Origin of the sequence: Enterococcus sp. AZ050 (assembly GCF_051715085.1) — a bacterium.
GTDB classification, from domain to species: Bacteria; Bacillota; Bacilli; order Lactobacillales; family Enterococcaceae; genus Enterococcus; species Enterococcus faecalis.
This window is the reverse complement of record NZ_JBIOTC010000001.1, coordinates 1,392,372-1,407,212: the sequence shown is the minus strand read 5'-3', so window position 1 is coordinate 1,407,212 and position 14,841 is coordinate 1,392,372. Positions and strand designations below refer to the sequence as shown.

Here is a 14,841-nt window from a genome sequence, read left to right as displayed (position 1 = left end):
GTCTTTTTGTTATAATTTGCCAAATAATTGAAACAAATACAACATTAAATAGCTGTAAGTAGCCACAGACCAGAATTTCAATAAAAGAACAATTTTCATGAATTCCTTTAAAGAAATATCTGTAATTCCCGCCACTAAACAAACAATATCATCTGGAGCGAAGGGGACTAACATAGTAAAGATTAAGAGCTTTTTGACATTGTGTTCATTTTTGTCCAAAATCTCTTCAAATTTTTTGTATTTATTGGGTGAAAGGATTATTTTTACAAAGCTACGTCCATAGTAACGAACCAGTAAAAAGCCAACAAACTCACCAATAATCAATCCAAGATAGCTATACAAAAGGCCTTGCAAATTGCCAAACATCAACATTCCTGCAACAGAAGAGATTCCTCCAGGTAGAATAGGGATAATCACTTGGACGATTTGTAAAAGAATGAAACACAGAACCGCATAGTTACCAAACTGTTTAATAAAAGCTTGCAAGGAAGCAACAGAATGAAAAATTCCTCTGGAATATCCCCATAAAATTAAGCCGAAGAAAAGCACCAGTCCCACTAGGGGTAACCACCGAATGAGTCCATTTAAAAATTTTTTCTGATTAGTCATGAGTGGCCTCCTGACGTTTTCGACGGTATTTTTTAAAGCCAAGATAACCAGCCGTTCCCAGTAAAATCGTTCCGCTGACGGCAGTGCCGAGATAAATCATTCTTGGATGATAGGCAAAGGTTAACTGCTGTTTGCCAGCTGGGACTTCAACAGCTAAAAAGCCACCTAGAATGCGTTGTGTTTTTAAGGGTTCTTTTTGTACCGACGATTTGACTTGCCAATCTTGGTCATAAGGAATGGATGTATACAGTAACTGAGTGTCATTTCCAGGTACATTCAGTGCGCCATTTAAATGGCCTTTTTTAGTTGCATTCACGTGAAGAGCTTGTTGACGTAATTTGTCAACCGCACGATTAAAGGCTGTTTGGTCTAAAGTTTGAAGTTGCCAATTGGTTAAATCAACCACTTGTTCAGCAGTTAGTGACAGGGTCACGGTAGTTCCTTTTTCAAAATGCCCTAAATTGAACAGTTGATTGGTTGCAATATAAATCGGCGTCGAGATAACTTGTTGGTTTACCTTCAATTGTGTAACCTTTTTCCATTTTAAATTCGGAATATAAAGATGCAAGTCACCAGTGCTATTCACTTTAAAGGTTGCTTCAATTGTTTCGTTGGTATGATGAGGTTCATTTATCAACGAAGCTGTTTTAAAGTAAGGTTTATCCGTCGGCACGAGCGTTTGCAGGAGTTCTTCTTGGGCATCTAAAGGATTATTTTTTGCTAATTTTAACTTGGTTAATGCGGTTGGCGCCAAAAAGCCCATACCGATCGCTTCATCATTTTCCATGATTTTCGTGGAACCAACTGTTTTTAGCAATTTTTCACTCGTAGGTTTTTCAATTGGTAAAAAGTCATATTTCACATTTAAAAGTAAATTGGTTAGTTGTGAATTATCCACATAGGCAATCCGGCGATCATTTTTTCGATATAAACCTAGCGCACTTAATGTGTCTTGGGTAGTGGCAGTTAAAGTCGAAGTATAGCTAGAAACGCCAGCATAGCCATAAAGTAAAGGATTATTGTAGCCGTTATTGATTTCACGGAACCCTGTTTCTTTGGAAGGAATGACTTGTTTCATGCGATAAAGTTCTGGTGCTGAGGCCATTTTTTCATCGATTAATTGGCTGTGTTTTCGGTAATCTTGGGCAAATGTCGCTTGGCTACCAAAGGGCATGTGTTTAAAAGAAATCCAGAAATTCGTTGTTAATTCTGTGCTGACCAGTAAGAATAAAGCCACGACTACATAGTTTCTTAAGGCCTTTTTGTGTGCTAAACGCAAGCAAACGAAAATCAACCAAATAAAAAGTAAACTTAGCCATAAATAATTGATCGAAATTAAGAGATTCTTTTGTGGACCATAATACAAAGATCCGTAGCCAATGACTAACAGCAGACTAAAAATAATAGGTGCGGTCCAAGGAATGGTCACTTTTTTAAGCCAAACTTCATAGGCAAAGACAATCAATAAAAAGCTAAAGATAAAGACATTTCGGTAAGGGAACCCAGCTGGGCTTTGAAACATGTGCCACACAGTGTTAAAGGCTTCTAACCAAAAGCTTAAAAAGAGAATGAATAAAAGAATTGCTGAAGCTATTCTTTCTTTTAACGCAATTTGTTTCGTTTGAAAATAGGCAACACAGAGGAGTGTCACAAATAATCCAGCAAAAACGGTTGGTAAATGGTCTAAACGCAACTCATAATTAATAGAACCTAAGCCTAATTGCGAGAAAAACGAAGTGTTGAACTTAGGCGTTAAAAAGAACGTCGAGACATCAAAATCTGCTTTTTTTGTATAAAGCATCCCTTCTGCTGCAGGTAATAATAAAAAGCTAGTTGCGGTTCCTGTTAAAAAAGAAACGAGGATGAATAACGGACTTTGTTTAAAAAATTGCCGAATAGCATGGGCTTGGGTATTCTTTTTAAAGAACCAATAGATACTGTACAAAACAGCAAAGAGACAAATCATATAACCCATGTAGTAATTCGTCACAATCGCTAAAAACAGGGTTATACTGTATAAGCCCCATTTACGTTGATCCCATAAACGTTGGAGTCCCAATAAGATAAGCGGGAATAGAATCAGTGCATCTAACCACATAAAGTTTTGGCTATAGACGGTGACAAAGCCACAGAAACTATAGGACGTTGAAAAAAGTAACGTGGTGCCATCAACTTTTTGATAAGTGTATTTTAAATAGCTAAACATCGTAGTGCCCATCAAGGCAAGTTTTAAGGTAATAATCCATAAAATTGCTATAGGTAATTGTTCATAAGGAAAAAAGAAAGCCAATACATTAAAAGGGCTCAGTAAGTAATAGGCTGCCAAAGGAACAATCGATTCACCAATCTCATTGGAAAAAGAGTAGAATGTAGTTATTCCCTCGTGAAAAGAGCGTTTTAAAAAACTCAAGAAAGGCATGTATTGTGTGCCTAAATCACTAACTAATAAGTTGTTGTCACCAAAAGGCGCAAGTTGTAATGTCATCCATACAAGCAACAGAAGTAAAAACGGCAAGAAAAAACTTCCTAACCATAAAAGCTTCGATTTGTTTTTCATCAAAATAAGTCCACCTTTATAAAAAAATCATGAATAAGCGTGTTGAACGCTCTAAAAATAGTTTTTAATTGGCTGGCTGGAATGAACCATCCAGAATGTTAGTTTACCATAAGTTCATTAATGTATCCGCTAATAACGCAAAATTATGAAAAATGCAAAAAGTTTTCAAGAAAAAGTTTCAATTGGTTATTAGTGAAAAAGTCACCTAACTTAGTTATAATGTAGAAGAAGACAAGGAGTTGGACAAGATGCAATTAACAATAGAAGAAGCCATTGAATGGATTCATAGCCGGTTACCCTTTGGTTCAAGACCTGGTTTGGATCGGATCAATGCGTTATTAGAAAAAATTGATCATCCAGAAAACAAAGTGCCAACGATTCATATCGCAGGAACCAATGGTAAAGGCTCAACCGTGACATATTTACGCTGTCTATTAGAAGAAATGGGCTTGAAAGTCGGAACCTTTACCTCTCCTTATATTGAATCATTTAATGAAAGAATTGCGATAAATGGTCAACCAATTTCAGACGAACAATTGATTACCTATGTGGAAAAGTATCAACCAATCATTAAAGAATTAGACCAGATCACTGAAGTGGCTGGAATTACAGAATTCGAAACATTGACAGGAATGGCCTTGGACTATTTCGTGAATGAACAAGTGGATATCGCAGTTGTTGAAGTTGGCTTAGGTGGATTACTTGATAGCACCAATGTCGTGAAGCCATTATTGACGGGAATTACGACAATTGGGAAGGATCACACAGAAATTTTAGGTGAAACAATTGCTGAAATTGCCTATCAAAAAGCGGGTATTATTAAAGAAAAAGTCCCAGTAGTAACAGGCAATATTTGTGCTGATGCGCTAGCAGTCATTGAAAAAGTCGCACAAGAAAAACAGAGTCCAATTTTTCGTTTTGGCAAAGAGTATCAAGTGGAATATCTACACCCTGACACACAATGGGGGGAAGTATTTAATTTCTATGGAGAAATGGGCAAACTGACAAAAATTAAAGTTCCCTTGTTGGGGCGTCACCAAGTAGAAAACGCGGCGGTAGCTATTCAATTATTTGACAAGTATTGCCAACTACAACATTTGCCGTTTAAAGAACGAGACATTACTCAAGGGTTAGCTAAAGCGCAATGGCCAGCTCGAATGGAACGTCTTAGTGATGAACCGTTGATTGTTTTAGATGGTGCCCACAATGATCATGCAGTAAAACGCTTAGTTGAAAACTTGCGCAAAGAGTTTCCGCAACACACGATTCATATTTTATTTTCAGCTTTAGCAACTAAAGATGTGGATGAGATGATTCAGGACTTAAAGCAAGTACCGAATGCGCATCTTTACTTAACTAGCTTTGATTACCCTAAAGCTATTGCACTTACAGAAATGGAAAAATATGAAGACGATTTAACAGAAATTGTGTCTTTATGGCAATTTGGTTTAGGCGAAATTTTAGAAAAAATGTCGACAGATGATTTATTATTAGTAACAGGTTCATTATATTTTGTTTCTCAAGTAAGAGAATTACTTTTAACTATAGGAGGAAATGATGAAGAAATTTGATGGCGTAATTTTTGATATGGATGGGTTGCTTTTTGATACGGAGTTGATTTACTATACATCTACTCAAAAAGTAGCAGATGCAATGGGATTACCATATAGTAAAGAAGTCTATTTAGACTATGTTGGGATTTCCGATGAAGAAGTACAAGAGAATTACCGACGTATTTATGCATCCTATGGTCACGACACAGTGGAAGAATTTATCCGCCGTTCTTATGAGGATACCCTGCAAGAGTTTCAATCTGGTAATGTACCTTTAAAACCAGGGGTGGTGGAATTCCTCGACTTTTTAGATGATCAAAAAATTCCTCGATTAGTTGCTTCAAGTAACGTCCGTCCAGCAATTGAAATGTTATTAAGCCATGCTGGGATTCAGGATCGTTTTGTAGGGATCGTTTCAGCAGAGGATGTTAAACGAGCAAAACCGGACCCAGAAATTTTTCAAAAAGCTCGTCAACTTTTAGGAACAGAAGCCCCGAAAACCTTGATTTTCGAAGACTCATTTCATGGGGTAAGTGCGGCTCATAGTGCGGGCATTCCAGTGATCATGGTACCTGATTTATTGCAACCAACTGAAGTTATCCAAGAGAAAACATTACATGTCTTGGAGAGTTTACATCAAGCGCCACATTATTTAAAATAATAAAAACAACACTCTTTTGCGTAGTTTATTAATGACTAGCAAAGGAGGTTTTTTATGCAAGTATCGGATCTATTTATTCGCGAGATGCCGAGTGATTGTTTACCACGAGAACGGCTCTTAGCGATAGGAGAAAAAGCATTATCGAATCAAGAGTTGTTGGCGATTCTGATACGAACTGGCTCAAAAGAAGCAGACGTGATGACTGTTGCCGCAACGCTATTAAAACAGTTTAAGCAACTTTCTTATTTCCAGCAAGCCACGTTGAACGAGTTAATGGCTATTAAAGGCATTGGCCAAGTGAAAGCCATTGAATTACGTGCGGCCATTGAATTGGGGTGTCGAATTTATCAAAGTAGTCAAATCAAATTTGGCAAAGTTACGTCTAGTCAACAAGTCGCTCAACGATTACTCCAAGAGATGAAGGGGCTGCAACAAGAACATTTAATTTGTATTTACTTGAATACCAAGAATGACATTATCCAACAGAAAACGATTTTCAAAGGATCACTGAATCAAAGTATTGCTCATCCACGCGAAATTTTTCGGGAAGCGGTTAAATATTCTTCTGCTCGCATACTATTAGCTCATAATCATCCATCTGGCAATCCGACACCGTCTCCACAAGATATTCAATTTACCAAACGAATGGAAGAATGTGGCGAAATGATGGGGATTCAATTGTTGGATCATATTATTGTTGGTGATAGCGGATACATTAGTTTGAGAGAAGAGAATTTTTTTGCTTCAGAATGAGGACAATTCTTGCAAAAATATTTTATCACGTGTAAAATGAAAGGGTAATCTTGTTTGGAATTATGTAGACTTTTTAAATTTTTTTAAATATTCTATTGGAAGCGAGCAAAGTTACGACTATTTATGTGCAAATGCACGAGGAGGAACAAAAGAATGGAACAAGGAACAGTAAAATGGTTTAACGCAGAAAAAGGTTTTGGGTTTATCTCACGCGAAGACGGAAGCGACGTATTCGTACACTTCTCAGCTATCCAAGGTGATGGTTTCAAAACTTTAGAAGAAGGTCAAGCAGTGACTTTTGATGTTGAAGATTCAGACCGTGGCCCTCAAGCAGTTAACGTAGAAAAAAACTAATAAAAAATAATCCAAAAACACCTAACGCATGTTAGGTGTTTTTTTGTTAGAAAAAATAGAGAAGAAAAATGTTTGTCCATTTTTCTTCTCTATTAAATGAGAGCTTTATTGATCACTAACTGTGGCAGTCATAATCATTGGCAGAATCATTGGATGACGTTCTGTTTGTTCAAACAAGAAAGGCTGTAAAGCGGTCGTCATGGCTTCGCCTAATTTTGCTTCGGTACAGTTTTTATCTTTCATTGCTTCACGTAGAGCATTGAATAAAAGACGTTGGCCTTCATGAATCATATCACCAGACTCACGCATGTAGACAAAACCACGGGAAAGAATGTCTGGACCAGCCATAATTTCTTTATTTTTAATATCAACCGTTGCTACCGCTAAAACTAAACCTTCTTCAGATAAGATACGACGATCCCGTAAAACAACATTCCCGATATCGCCGACACCATTTCCATCAACGTACACGTCATTAGCGTTGAAGTGACCAGCAGGACGTGCGCTATCAGCCGTTAAAGCTAAGACATCGCCGTTGCCCATGATAAAGCAATTTTCTTCAGGAACCCCTGTATCTTGAGCGAGCGAAGCATGGATTTTTAACATTCTAAATTCACCATGAACAGGCATGAAATATTTAGGCTTCATCAAGCGAAGCATTAATTTTTGCTCTTCTTGTCCACCGTGACCAGAAGTATGGATATTATTGATTTTTCCGTGGATAACTTCTGCACCGGCTTCAGATAATAAGTTGATTAAACGGTTAACGCTTGTCGTATTCCCAGGAATTGGTGAACTTGAGAAAACAACCGTATCGCCTGGTTGAATACTAATTTGGCGGTGTGTACCGTTAGCAATCCGACTAAGCGCGGCCATAGGTTCTCCTTGAGAGCCAGTACATAAAATCATTGTTTCATTTGCTGGCAATTGATTCAGTTCCGCCGCATCGACAAACGTTCCTTTTGGCACTTTGATGTAGCCTAAGCGTTCGCCATTGACAATGGCATTTTCCATGCTACGACCAAAAACAGCAATTTTGCGACCGGTTTTCACGGCTGCATCAGCAGCTTGTTGTAAACGGAAAATGTTTGAAGCAAAACTGGCAAAGATAATCCGACCATCAATTTTTTCAAAGATTTTTAAAATAGAGGTCCCAATTGTTTTTTCGGATTTTGTAAAGGTGGGTATTTCAGCATTGGTACTGTCTGAAAGAAGACAAAGGACGCCTTCTTCACCTAATTTCGCCATTCTGTGTAAGTTGGCTGGCTCACCAACGGGTGTAAAGTCAAACTTAAAGTCACCTGTTGCGACAATGTTACCAGAAGGCGTTTTAACCACAACGCCCAAGGCATCAGGAATACTGTGAGTCGTTCGGAAAAAACTAATCGCTGTTTTTCTAAAACGAATCACCGTATCTTCATTAATTTCGTGTAATTCCGCTTCTCGCAATAAACCATGTTCATCTAGTTTGTTGGTAATTAAAGCCAAGGCTAGTGGTCCCGCATAGATTGGGATATTCGCTTGACGTAAAAGATAAGGAACGCCACCAATATGGTCTTCATGACCGTGGGTAATAACGAGTGCTTTGACTTTATGCAAATTTTGAACGATGTAGCTATAATCTGGAATCACGTAGTCAATCCCAAGTAAATCATCTTCTGGGAATTTGATCCCAGCATCAATAATGATAATTTCATCTTGGAATTGTACCCCATATGTGTTTTTTCCAATTTCGCCTAAACCACCGATTGCAAAAACGCCAGTTTCGTTATTTTTTATGTTTACTTTCATGTTAAAACTCCGTTAGAGTGAAGTCCGCATGTTCTTGCTCGTAAGCAAGATGTTTTTCGTCTAATAATTGAACGTATTCAATATTGTATGGGGTATTTTCTTCAACTAATTGACGCACGATTACATCGCTATCGGCTTCCATGTAAAGAGATTTTGTGTCTTCTCTTTTTGGGTTTCTGATTTTTGTTTCTTGATAGTATACTTTGTAAATCATCGATTCATTTCTCCTTCAGCTACTAATAGTAGCAATTTATAGTTTTTTTCATTTTAAGACAGAAAATTAAACACAACAAAACGAGGTGCTGATCACCTAAAAAAGAATGCTCATCAAAAACATCTGTTAATGATGAAATGAAGCCTCGACTTTGCTTCATTCTGGGTATTTGATTTTATGTGTTCTTTTTCAACCGTCCCGTGTGTTGTGAATAACAACAATTAAGCTTATTTTATCATAGAATGATAAGGAAGTATAGAAACACTCACTGGACTTTTAAAAAAAACAAACTTCTTGTTTCGCCTTATTCTTGATCAAGTTCGAGTGCCTTTTTTTTAGGACGCCAATACCAACTTAAGCCAATCACGTGAGCTAAATAAACAATCGCTAAAGTCGTAGTCATCAACGTATTTCGGACAATTAAACACGGAATGGCAAATAAAAGAAACATGGAAATAAATAGTTTCCATTTGCCTTTACGAGTAATTTTTTTCTCAAAGAAGGCTTCTTGGATATATTTTTGATAATAAGAAGAAGCTAAAAATTTGTTATAAAGTTTATCTGAACTACGCATCCAAAAAAAGGCCGTTAATAAATAAAAACCAGTGGTGGGTAAAAGCGGCAAAAAGATTCCTAACGTGCCTAAAGCAAACGTACAGGAACCGAGAAAAATGAAGAATAATTTTTTCATTCAAAGGGTCCTTTCAGTTTTTCCAAATTATGGCACAATCAAAAGGAAGTAGCAATTTTAATCGTATAAGTAAATCATTAAAATTATCTATTTTTTAGAAAATCTAAAAGAGAAAGGATAGAAAGAGAAAGGCTGTTTTTTCTAGCCAGACAGCTTGTATTACCGATTTCTTTTTGATACAGTGGGAGTACTAGAAAATTTAAAGTAAGATAAGAAGGAGATGATTAATTGAAGTTAATGTGGCGTTACACAATGCGTTATAAGAAATTACTTTTCGCTGATTTTATTTGTGTGTTTGGTTTTATTTTAATTGAATTAGGCTTGCCGACCATTTTAGCACGAATGATTGACAAAGGAATTATTCCTAAAGATATGGACTATATTTATCAGCAAGGGATTTGGATGGTTGTAATTACGATTATTGGTGTCGCAATGAATATTTTGCTGGGGTACTTTGGTGCCAGAATTACAACAAACATTGTTCGTGATATTCGTGATGATTTATTTGAAAAGATTCAAACTTTCTCACATAGTGAATATGAAAGTATTGGGGTTTCTTCCTTAATTACGCGAACGACCAATGATGCATACCAAATTATGCTCTTCATGGGAAATATTTTACGTCTTGGCTTTATGACGCCAGTGATGTTTATTGCCAGTCTTTACATGGTGATGCGAACGAGTCCGTCGTTAGGAATGTACGTTTTAGGTGCCTTGCCTTTTCTGCTGCTAGCAGTTGTCGGAATTGCTCGTTTGTCAGAACCGTTATCTAAAAAGCAACAAAAGAACTTAGATGGAATCAATGGGATTTTAAGAGAAAATCTTTCTGGATTGCGGGTAATACGCGCATTTGTTAATGAAAAATTTGAAGAATCTCGTTTTAATAAAGTCAATGAAACTTACACTAAAAGTTCAAAAAGTCTGTTTCGTTTAATGGCAGCAGCCCAACCAGGCTTCTTTTTCTTATTTAATATTGTGATGGTCTTAATCATTTGGAGCGGGACTGTTCAAATCAGCCACGGGGATTTAGAAGTTGGGAATTTAATAGCTTTTATTGAATATATTTTCCATGCGCTGTTCTCGTTTATGTTATTTGCCAGTGTCTTTATGATGTATCCTCGGGCTGCGGTTTCGGCTTCGCGGATTCAAGAAGCCTTAGACATGGAACCAGCTATTCGTGAAGAAGAAGGCGTAACAGAAACAGCTACTAAAGGCTATCTAGAGTTTAAAAATGTAACCTTTGCCTATCCTGGACATGCGGAAAGCCCAGTTATCCGCAATGTAAGTTTTAAGGCGTCACCTGGTGAAACAGTGGCCTTTATTGGGAGCACAGGTAGTGGGAAATCAACATTAATTCAATTGATTCCACGGTTTTATGATGTATCAGAAGGTGAAATTTTAATCGATGGAGTGAACGTAAAAGATTACCAACTTAGTGCATTACGCAATAAGATTGGCTATATTCCACAAAAAGCGTTACTTTTTACTGGTACAATTGCTGATAATCTTCGCTACGGTAAGGAAGATGCGACGTTAGAAGAAATGGAACGAGCAATTGACATTGCTCAAGCTACAGAATTTGTTTCACAAAAACCGCAAGGCTATGATGAACCTCTTTCAGAAGGTGGCACGAACTTTTCTGGTGGTCAAAAACAACGTTTAGCTATCGCACGGGCGATTATTCGCAATCCGGAAATTTATATATTTGATGATAGTTTTTCTGCGTTAGATTATCAAACAGATGCAAATTTACGAGCGCGTCTGAAAAAAGAAACAACAGAATCCACTGTTTTAATTGTGGCACAACGTGTTGGAACAATTATGCATGCGGACCGCATTGTTGTTTTAAACGAAGGCGACGTGGTCGGAATTGGCACACATCGTGAATTACTTGAGACTTGTCCAATTTACTATGATATTGCGGCTTCTCAATTGTCAGAGGAGGAATTAGCATGAAACACGCCTTTTCTTCTATGAAACGAATCGGTCGCTATATTAAACCGTACCGACTGACGTTTTATTTAGTTATTTTATTTACCATATTAACCGTTGCCTTTAATGCAGCGTTGCCTTATTTGACTGGATTACCAACGACAGAAATTAGCCGTAATATTGCTGCTGGCGAATCCATTAATTTTGATTATGTAATCCAATGTTTAATTTGGATTTTAGTTGTGGGAACAGGTTATTGTGTGGCACAATTTTTGTCAGGCTTTTTAATGACGAATGTCGTTCAACAATCCATGCGCGATTTACGTCGCGATATTGAAGAAAAAATCAATCGTTTGCCCGTTTCTTATTTTGATAAGAACCAACAAGGAAATATTTTGTCACGGGTGACGAACGATGTGGATGCTGTCAGCAATGCGATGCAACAAAGTTTTATTAATATTGTTTCGGCAGTCCTAGGGATTGTGATGGCGGTAGTGATGATGTTCTTAATCAATCCGCTGATGGCGATTTTTTCAGTGATTATGATTCCGTTGTCTCTGATTATTTCCAGAACAATTGTTAAAATCTCCCAGAAATATTTCCAAGGAATGCAAAATTCTTTAGGAGACTTAAATGGTTATGTCCAAGAAAATATGACTGGGTTCAGTGTTTTAAAACTATATGGTCGGGAAAAAGAAACCCTTGAAGGCTTTAAACAAGTCAATCATCGTTTAAATGGTTTTGGTTTCAAAGCATCCTTTATCTCAGGATTAATGTTGCCATTGGTTCAAATGACCGCTTATGGGACCTATATCGGGGTAGCTGTCCTTGGTAGTTACTATGTGGTTGCTGGTGTGATCGTAGTGGGGCAGTTACAAGCGTTTATTCAATATATTTGGCAAATTAGCCAACCAATGGGGAATATTACGCAGTTGTCTGCAGCTTTACAAAGCGCTTCAGCTTCGACCATGCGGATTTTTGAAATCCTAGATGAACCAGAAGAAGAACTTAACGAACAAGATGTTCCTTTACCAGAACCTATTTTAGGCTCTGTTGAATTTGAAAATGTCAGCTTTAGTTATGACCCAGAAAAACCGTTAATTCGTAATTTGAACTTTAAAGTTGATGCGGGCCAAATGGTTGCGATTGTGGGACCAACTGGCGCTGGGAAAACAACCTTAATCAACTTACTGATGCGTTTTTATGATGTAACAGAAGGCGCCATTAAAATTGATGGTATTGACACAAAAAAAATGAACCGTAGTGATGTCCGATCTGTATTTGGAATGGTATTGCAAGATGCTTGGTTGTATAAAGGTACCATTGCCGATAACATTCGTTTTGGGAAATTGGATGCCACGGATTATGAAGTTGTGGATGCAGCGAAAACGGCCAATGTGGATCACTTCATTCGGACAATGCCAGACGGGTATGAAATGGAAATCAATTCTGAGGGAGATAACGTTTCCCTTGGTCAAAAACAATTGTTGACCATTGCCCGAGCGGTAATTTCTGATCCAAAAATTTTGATTTTAGATGAGGCGACTAGTTCAGTCGATACACGCTTGGAAGCCTTAATTCAAAAAGCAATGGATCGTGTTATGGAAGGACGAACGAGTTTCGTTATTGCCCACCGCCTATCAACTATTCGTGAAGCTGATTTAATTCTTGTTATGAAACAAGGAGAAATCATTGAAAAAGGAACGCATCATGAGTTGCTGGAACAAGGTGGCTTCTATGAAAAACTATACAATAGTCAATTTGCTGAAGAAGGCGACTATGAGGAATAAAAATGAGGTCGGGACAGAAGCGTTTAACTCCGAGAAATAAGAAGGAATCTCCGAAAATTGTTCTGTAATTTTTGGAGAATTCCGGCTTATTTCCGAAGGAGTTGCTTTTGTTCCCGCCGTTTATCAGTTTTTGAGCGTGGAGCAAAAATCCAAAGTGATTTTTGTCCCACGCTCTTTTCTTGTCTTTTTTACTATGAAAGTGAGGGATTCTTGTCTATACTTAATGAAAAGAGGTGACAGAGTTTGAAAAAAGAGTATTTTATTGCTGCTAGTGCAGATGTCTATGGAAACGTACAACTAGCGAAGGATAGTAATATTTGGTTTCAGTCGGTCTTAAGAGGTGACAGTAACACAATTACCATTGGTGAAGGTAGTAATATTCAAGATGGCACGATTATTCATGTTGATGAAGATGCCCCGACAATTGTAGGCAAGTATGTAACGGTGGGCCATCAATGCATGTTACACGGTTGTAAAATCGGTGATGGTGCTTTGATTGGCATGGGTTCAACGATTCTAAATAATGCTATTATTGGAGAAAACAGCCTGATTGGTGCGGGTTCTTTAGTGACAGAAGGCAAAATTATCCCGCCAAATGTTTTAGCATTTGGTCGACCCGCGAAGGTTATCCGTCCGTTAACGGCAGCAGAAATAGCCAGTAATCATACGAACGCCTTACATTATATTCAACGAGCAGAAGAATTTCGCCAACAAAAATACCCGAAACTAACATAGAATTAGGAGGAAAATGATGAAGAAAATTAAAGTAATGACGGTTTTTGGAACACGGCCAGAAGCAATCAAAATGGCGCCCTTAATCAAAGTTTTAGAAGAGCAAAGTCAAGGATTTGACTCTGTAGTAGTCGTAACAGCGCAACATCGCCAAATGTTGGATCAAGTGTTAGAAGATTTTCAAATTACACCGAATCATGATTTAAATATCATGAAAGATGGGCAAACCTTAACAGATATTACAAGTCGTGTTTTGAATTTATTAACTGAGGTTCTTGTGACAGAACAGCCGGATATTGTCTTGGTTCATGGCGATACAACCACGTCATTTGCGGCTGCATTGGCTGCTTTTTATCAACAGATTCCGGTGGGACATGTGGAAGCAGGATTGCGGACCTGGCAAAAATATTCTCCGTTTCCGGAAGAAATGAATCGTCAACTGGTAGATGTGTTAACTGATATTTATTTTGCCCCAACTACTCAAAGTAAGGACAATTTAATCAAAGAAAATCATCCAGAAGAACATATTTATGTGACTGGCAATACAGCGATTGACGCGATGGCGTACACCGTTGATGCCCACTATCAAAATGATTTATTGGAAAAAATCCCTACAGACCAGCGCATCGTGCTAATTACAATGCATCGTCGTGAAAATTTAGGCCTGCCAATGGCAAATGTTTTTAAAGCTGTTCGTCGACTTGTAATGGAACATCCAGAAATTGAAGTCATTTTCCCTATGCACAAAAATCCCAAAGTCCGTGAAATAGTAGCGGAACACTTAGGTGAATTAGCTCGTGTGCATTTAATTGAACCATTGGATGTCAAAGATTTTCAAAATTTTGCAGCGAAAAGTGCTTTAATTTTAACTGATTCTGGCGGTGTGCAAGAAGAAGCTCCTTCCTTGGGTGTGCCAGTTTTAGTTTTACGAGATACAACGGAACGTCCAGAAGGCGTAGCGGCAGGAACATTGAAATTGGTTGGTACAGACGAACAAGTAGTCTATCAAGAGGCGAAAACATTATTGACTAATTCTGATGCTTACCACGCGATGGCGCATGCACAAAATCCGTATGGGGATGGTCAAGCTAGCCGTCGAATCGTTGAAGCCATTGCCTATGAAATGCAGCAATCAGATAAAAAACCAGATACGTTTACAGCAAAATAAATAAAAAGGCAGAGAAGCGCTGAAAAGGTGCTTCTT

13 protein-coding genes are annotated in these 14,841 nt (G+C 37.8%); 8 read left to right on the top strand and 5 right to left on the bottom strand.

The genetic code is table 11. The features are described 5' to 3' along the window. Positions 1-9: 9 nt before the first annotated feature. Positions 10-609 (bottom strand): TVP38/TMEM64 family protein, encoded by a 600-nt coding sequence (locus tag IGJ04_RS06850; protein ID WP_430598468.1) that lies wholly within the window; start codon positions 607-609, stop codon positions 10-12. Next, on the bottom strand, positions 602-3,166 hold the full coding sequence (locus IGJ04_RS06845; RefSeq protein ID WP_016618038.1) for a YfhO family protein: 2,565 nt from the start codon (positions 3,164-3,166) through the stop codon (positions 602-604). Before IGJ04_RS06845 ends, IGJ04_RS06850 begins: the two co-directional genes overlap by 8 nt. Before the next feature lie 248 nt (positions 3,167-3,414). On the opposite strand from IGJ04_RS06845, the gene IGJ04_RS06840 reads away from it, so the two are divergent. The 4 genes from IGJ04_RS06840 to IGJ04_RS06825 all read left to right on the top strand — a co-directional run bounded on the left by IGJ04_RS06840 (position 3,415) and on the right by IGJ04_RS06825 (position 6,487). Then, on the top strand, positions 3,415-4,737 hold the full coding sequence (locus IGJ04_RS06840) for a bifunctional folylpolyglutamate synthase/dihydrofolate synthase (protein WP_002355117.1): 1,323 nt from the start codon (positions 3,415-3,417) through the stop codon (positions 4,735-4,737). Beyond that, complete coding sequence (locus tag IGJ04_RS06835) at positions 4,721-5,380, top strand: HAD family hydrolase (RefSeq protein WP_016626772.1); 660 nt, start codon at positions 4,721-4,723, stop codon at positions 5,378-5,380. Before IGJ04_RS06840 ends, IGJ04_RS06835 begins: the two co-directional genes overlap by 17 nt. A gap of 54 nt (positions 5,381-5,434) precedes the next feature. Further along, positions 5,435-6,133 (top strand): RadC family protein, encoded by a 699-nt coding sequence (gene radC, locus IGJ04_RS06830; protein ID WP_010713780.1) that lies wholly within the window; start codon positions 5,435-5,437, stop codon positions 6,131-6,133. Between the two features lie 153 nt (positions 6,134-6,286). Then, on the top strand, positions 6,287-6,487 hold the full coding sequence (locus tag IGJ04_RS06825) for a cold-shock protein (RefSeq protein ID WP_002355121.1): 201 nt from the start codon (positions 6,287-6,289) through the stop codon (positions 6,485-6,487). A gap of 105 nt (positions 6,488-6,592) precedes the next feature. Here the strand turns inward: IGJ04_RS06825 and rnjA are convergent, their stop codons facing one another. The 3 genes from rnjA to IGJ04_RS06810 all read right to left on the bottom strand — a co-directional run bounded on the left by rnjA (position 6,593) and on the right by IGJ04_RS06810 (position 9,183). After that, positions 6,593-8,278 (bottom strand): ribonuclease J1, encoded by a 1,686-nt coding sequence (rnjA, locus tag IGJ04_RS06820; RefSeq protein WP_002355122.1) that lies wholly within the window; start codon positions 8,276-8,278, stop codon positions 6,593-6,595. A 1-nt stretch (position 8,279) separates the two neighbouring features. Beyond that, positions 8,280-8,492, bottom strand: a complete 213-nt coding sequence (locus IGJ04_RS06815) for a DNA-directed RNA polymerase subunit epsilon (protein ID WP_002355123.1) — start codon at positions 8,490-8,492, stop codon at positions 8,280-8,282. A gap of 304 nt (positions 8,493-8,796) precedes the next feature. Then, on the bottom strand, positions 8,797-9,183 hold the full coding sequence (locus IGJ04_RS06810) for a YbaN family protein (protein ID WP_002355126.1): 387 nt from the start codon (positions 9,181-9,183) through the stop codon (positions 8,797-8,799). 228 nt (positions 9,184-9,411) lie between these two features. On the opposite strand from IGJ04_RS06810, the gene efrA reads away from it, so the two are divergent. The 4 genes from efrA to wecB all read left to right on the top strand — a co-directional run bounded on the left by efrA (position 9,412) and on the right by wecB (position 14,805). After that, entirely contained in the window at positions 9,412-11,139 is a 1,728-nt protein-coding gene (efrA, locus tag IGJ04_RS06805; RefSeq protein WP_010707113.1) for a multidrug efflux ABC transporter subunit EfrA, read from the top strand. Continuing rightward, positions 11,136-12,905, top strand: coding sequence for a multidrug efflux ABC transporter subunit EfrB (gene efrB / locus IGJ04_RS06800; RefSeq protein WP_002373098.1), 1,770 nt, complete (start codon positions 11,136-11,138; stop codon positions 12,903-12,905). Before efrA ends, efrB begins: the two co-directional genes overlap by 4 nt. Positions 12,906-13,148: 243 nt before the next feature. After that, positions 13,149-13,640 carry a gamma carbonic anhydrase family protein gene (locus IGJ04_RS06795; RefSeq protein WP_002355129.1) on the top strand — a complete coding sequence of 164 codons (492 nt, stop codon included), beginning with the start codon at positions 13,149-13,151 and terminating at the stop codon, positions 13,638-13,640. A 13-nt stretch (positions 13,641-13,653) separates the two neighbouring features. Next, entirely contained in the window at positions 13,654-14,805 is a 1,152-nt protein-coding gene (gene wecB, locus IGJ04_RS06790; RefSeq protein ID WP_025188780.1) for a non-hydrolyzing UDP-N-acetylglucosamine 2-epimerase, read from the top strand. Positions 14,806-14,841 lie beyond the last annotated feature (36 nt).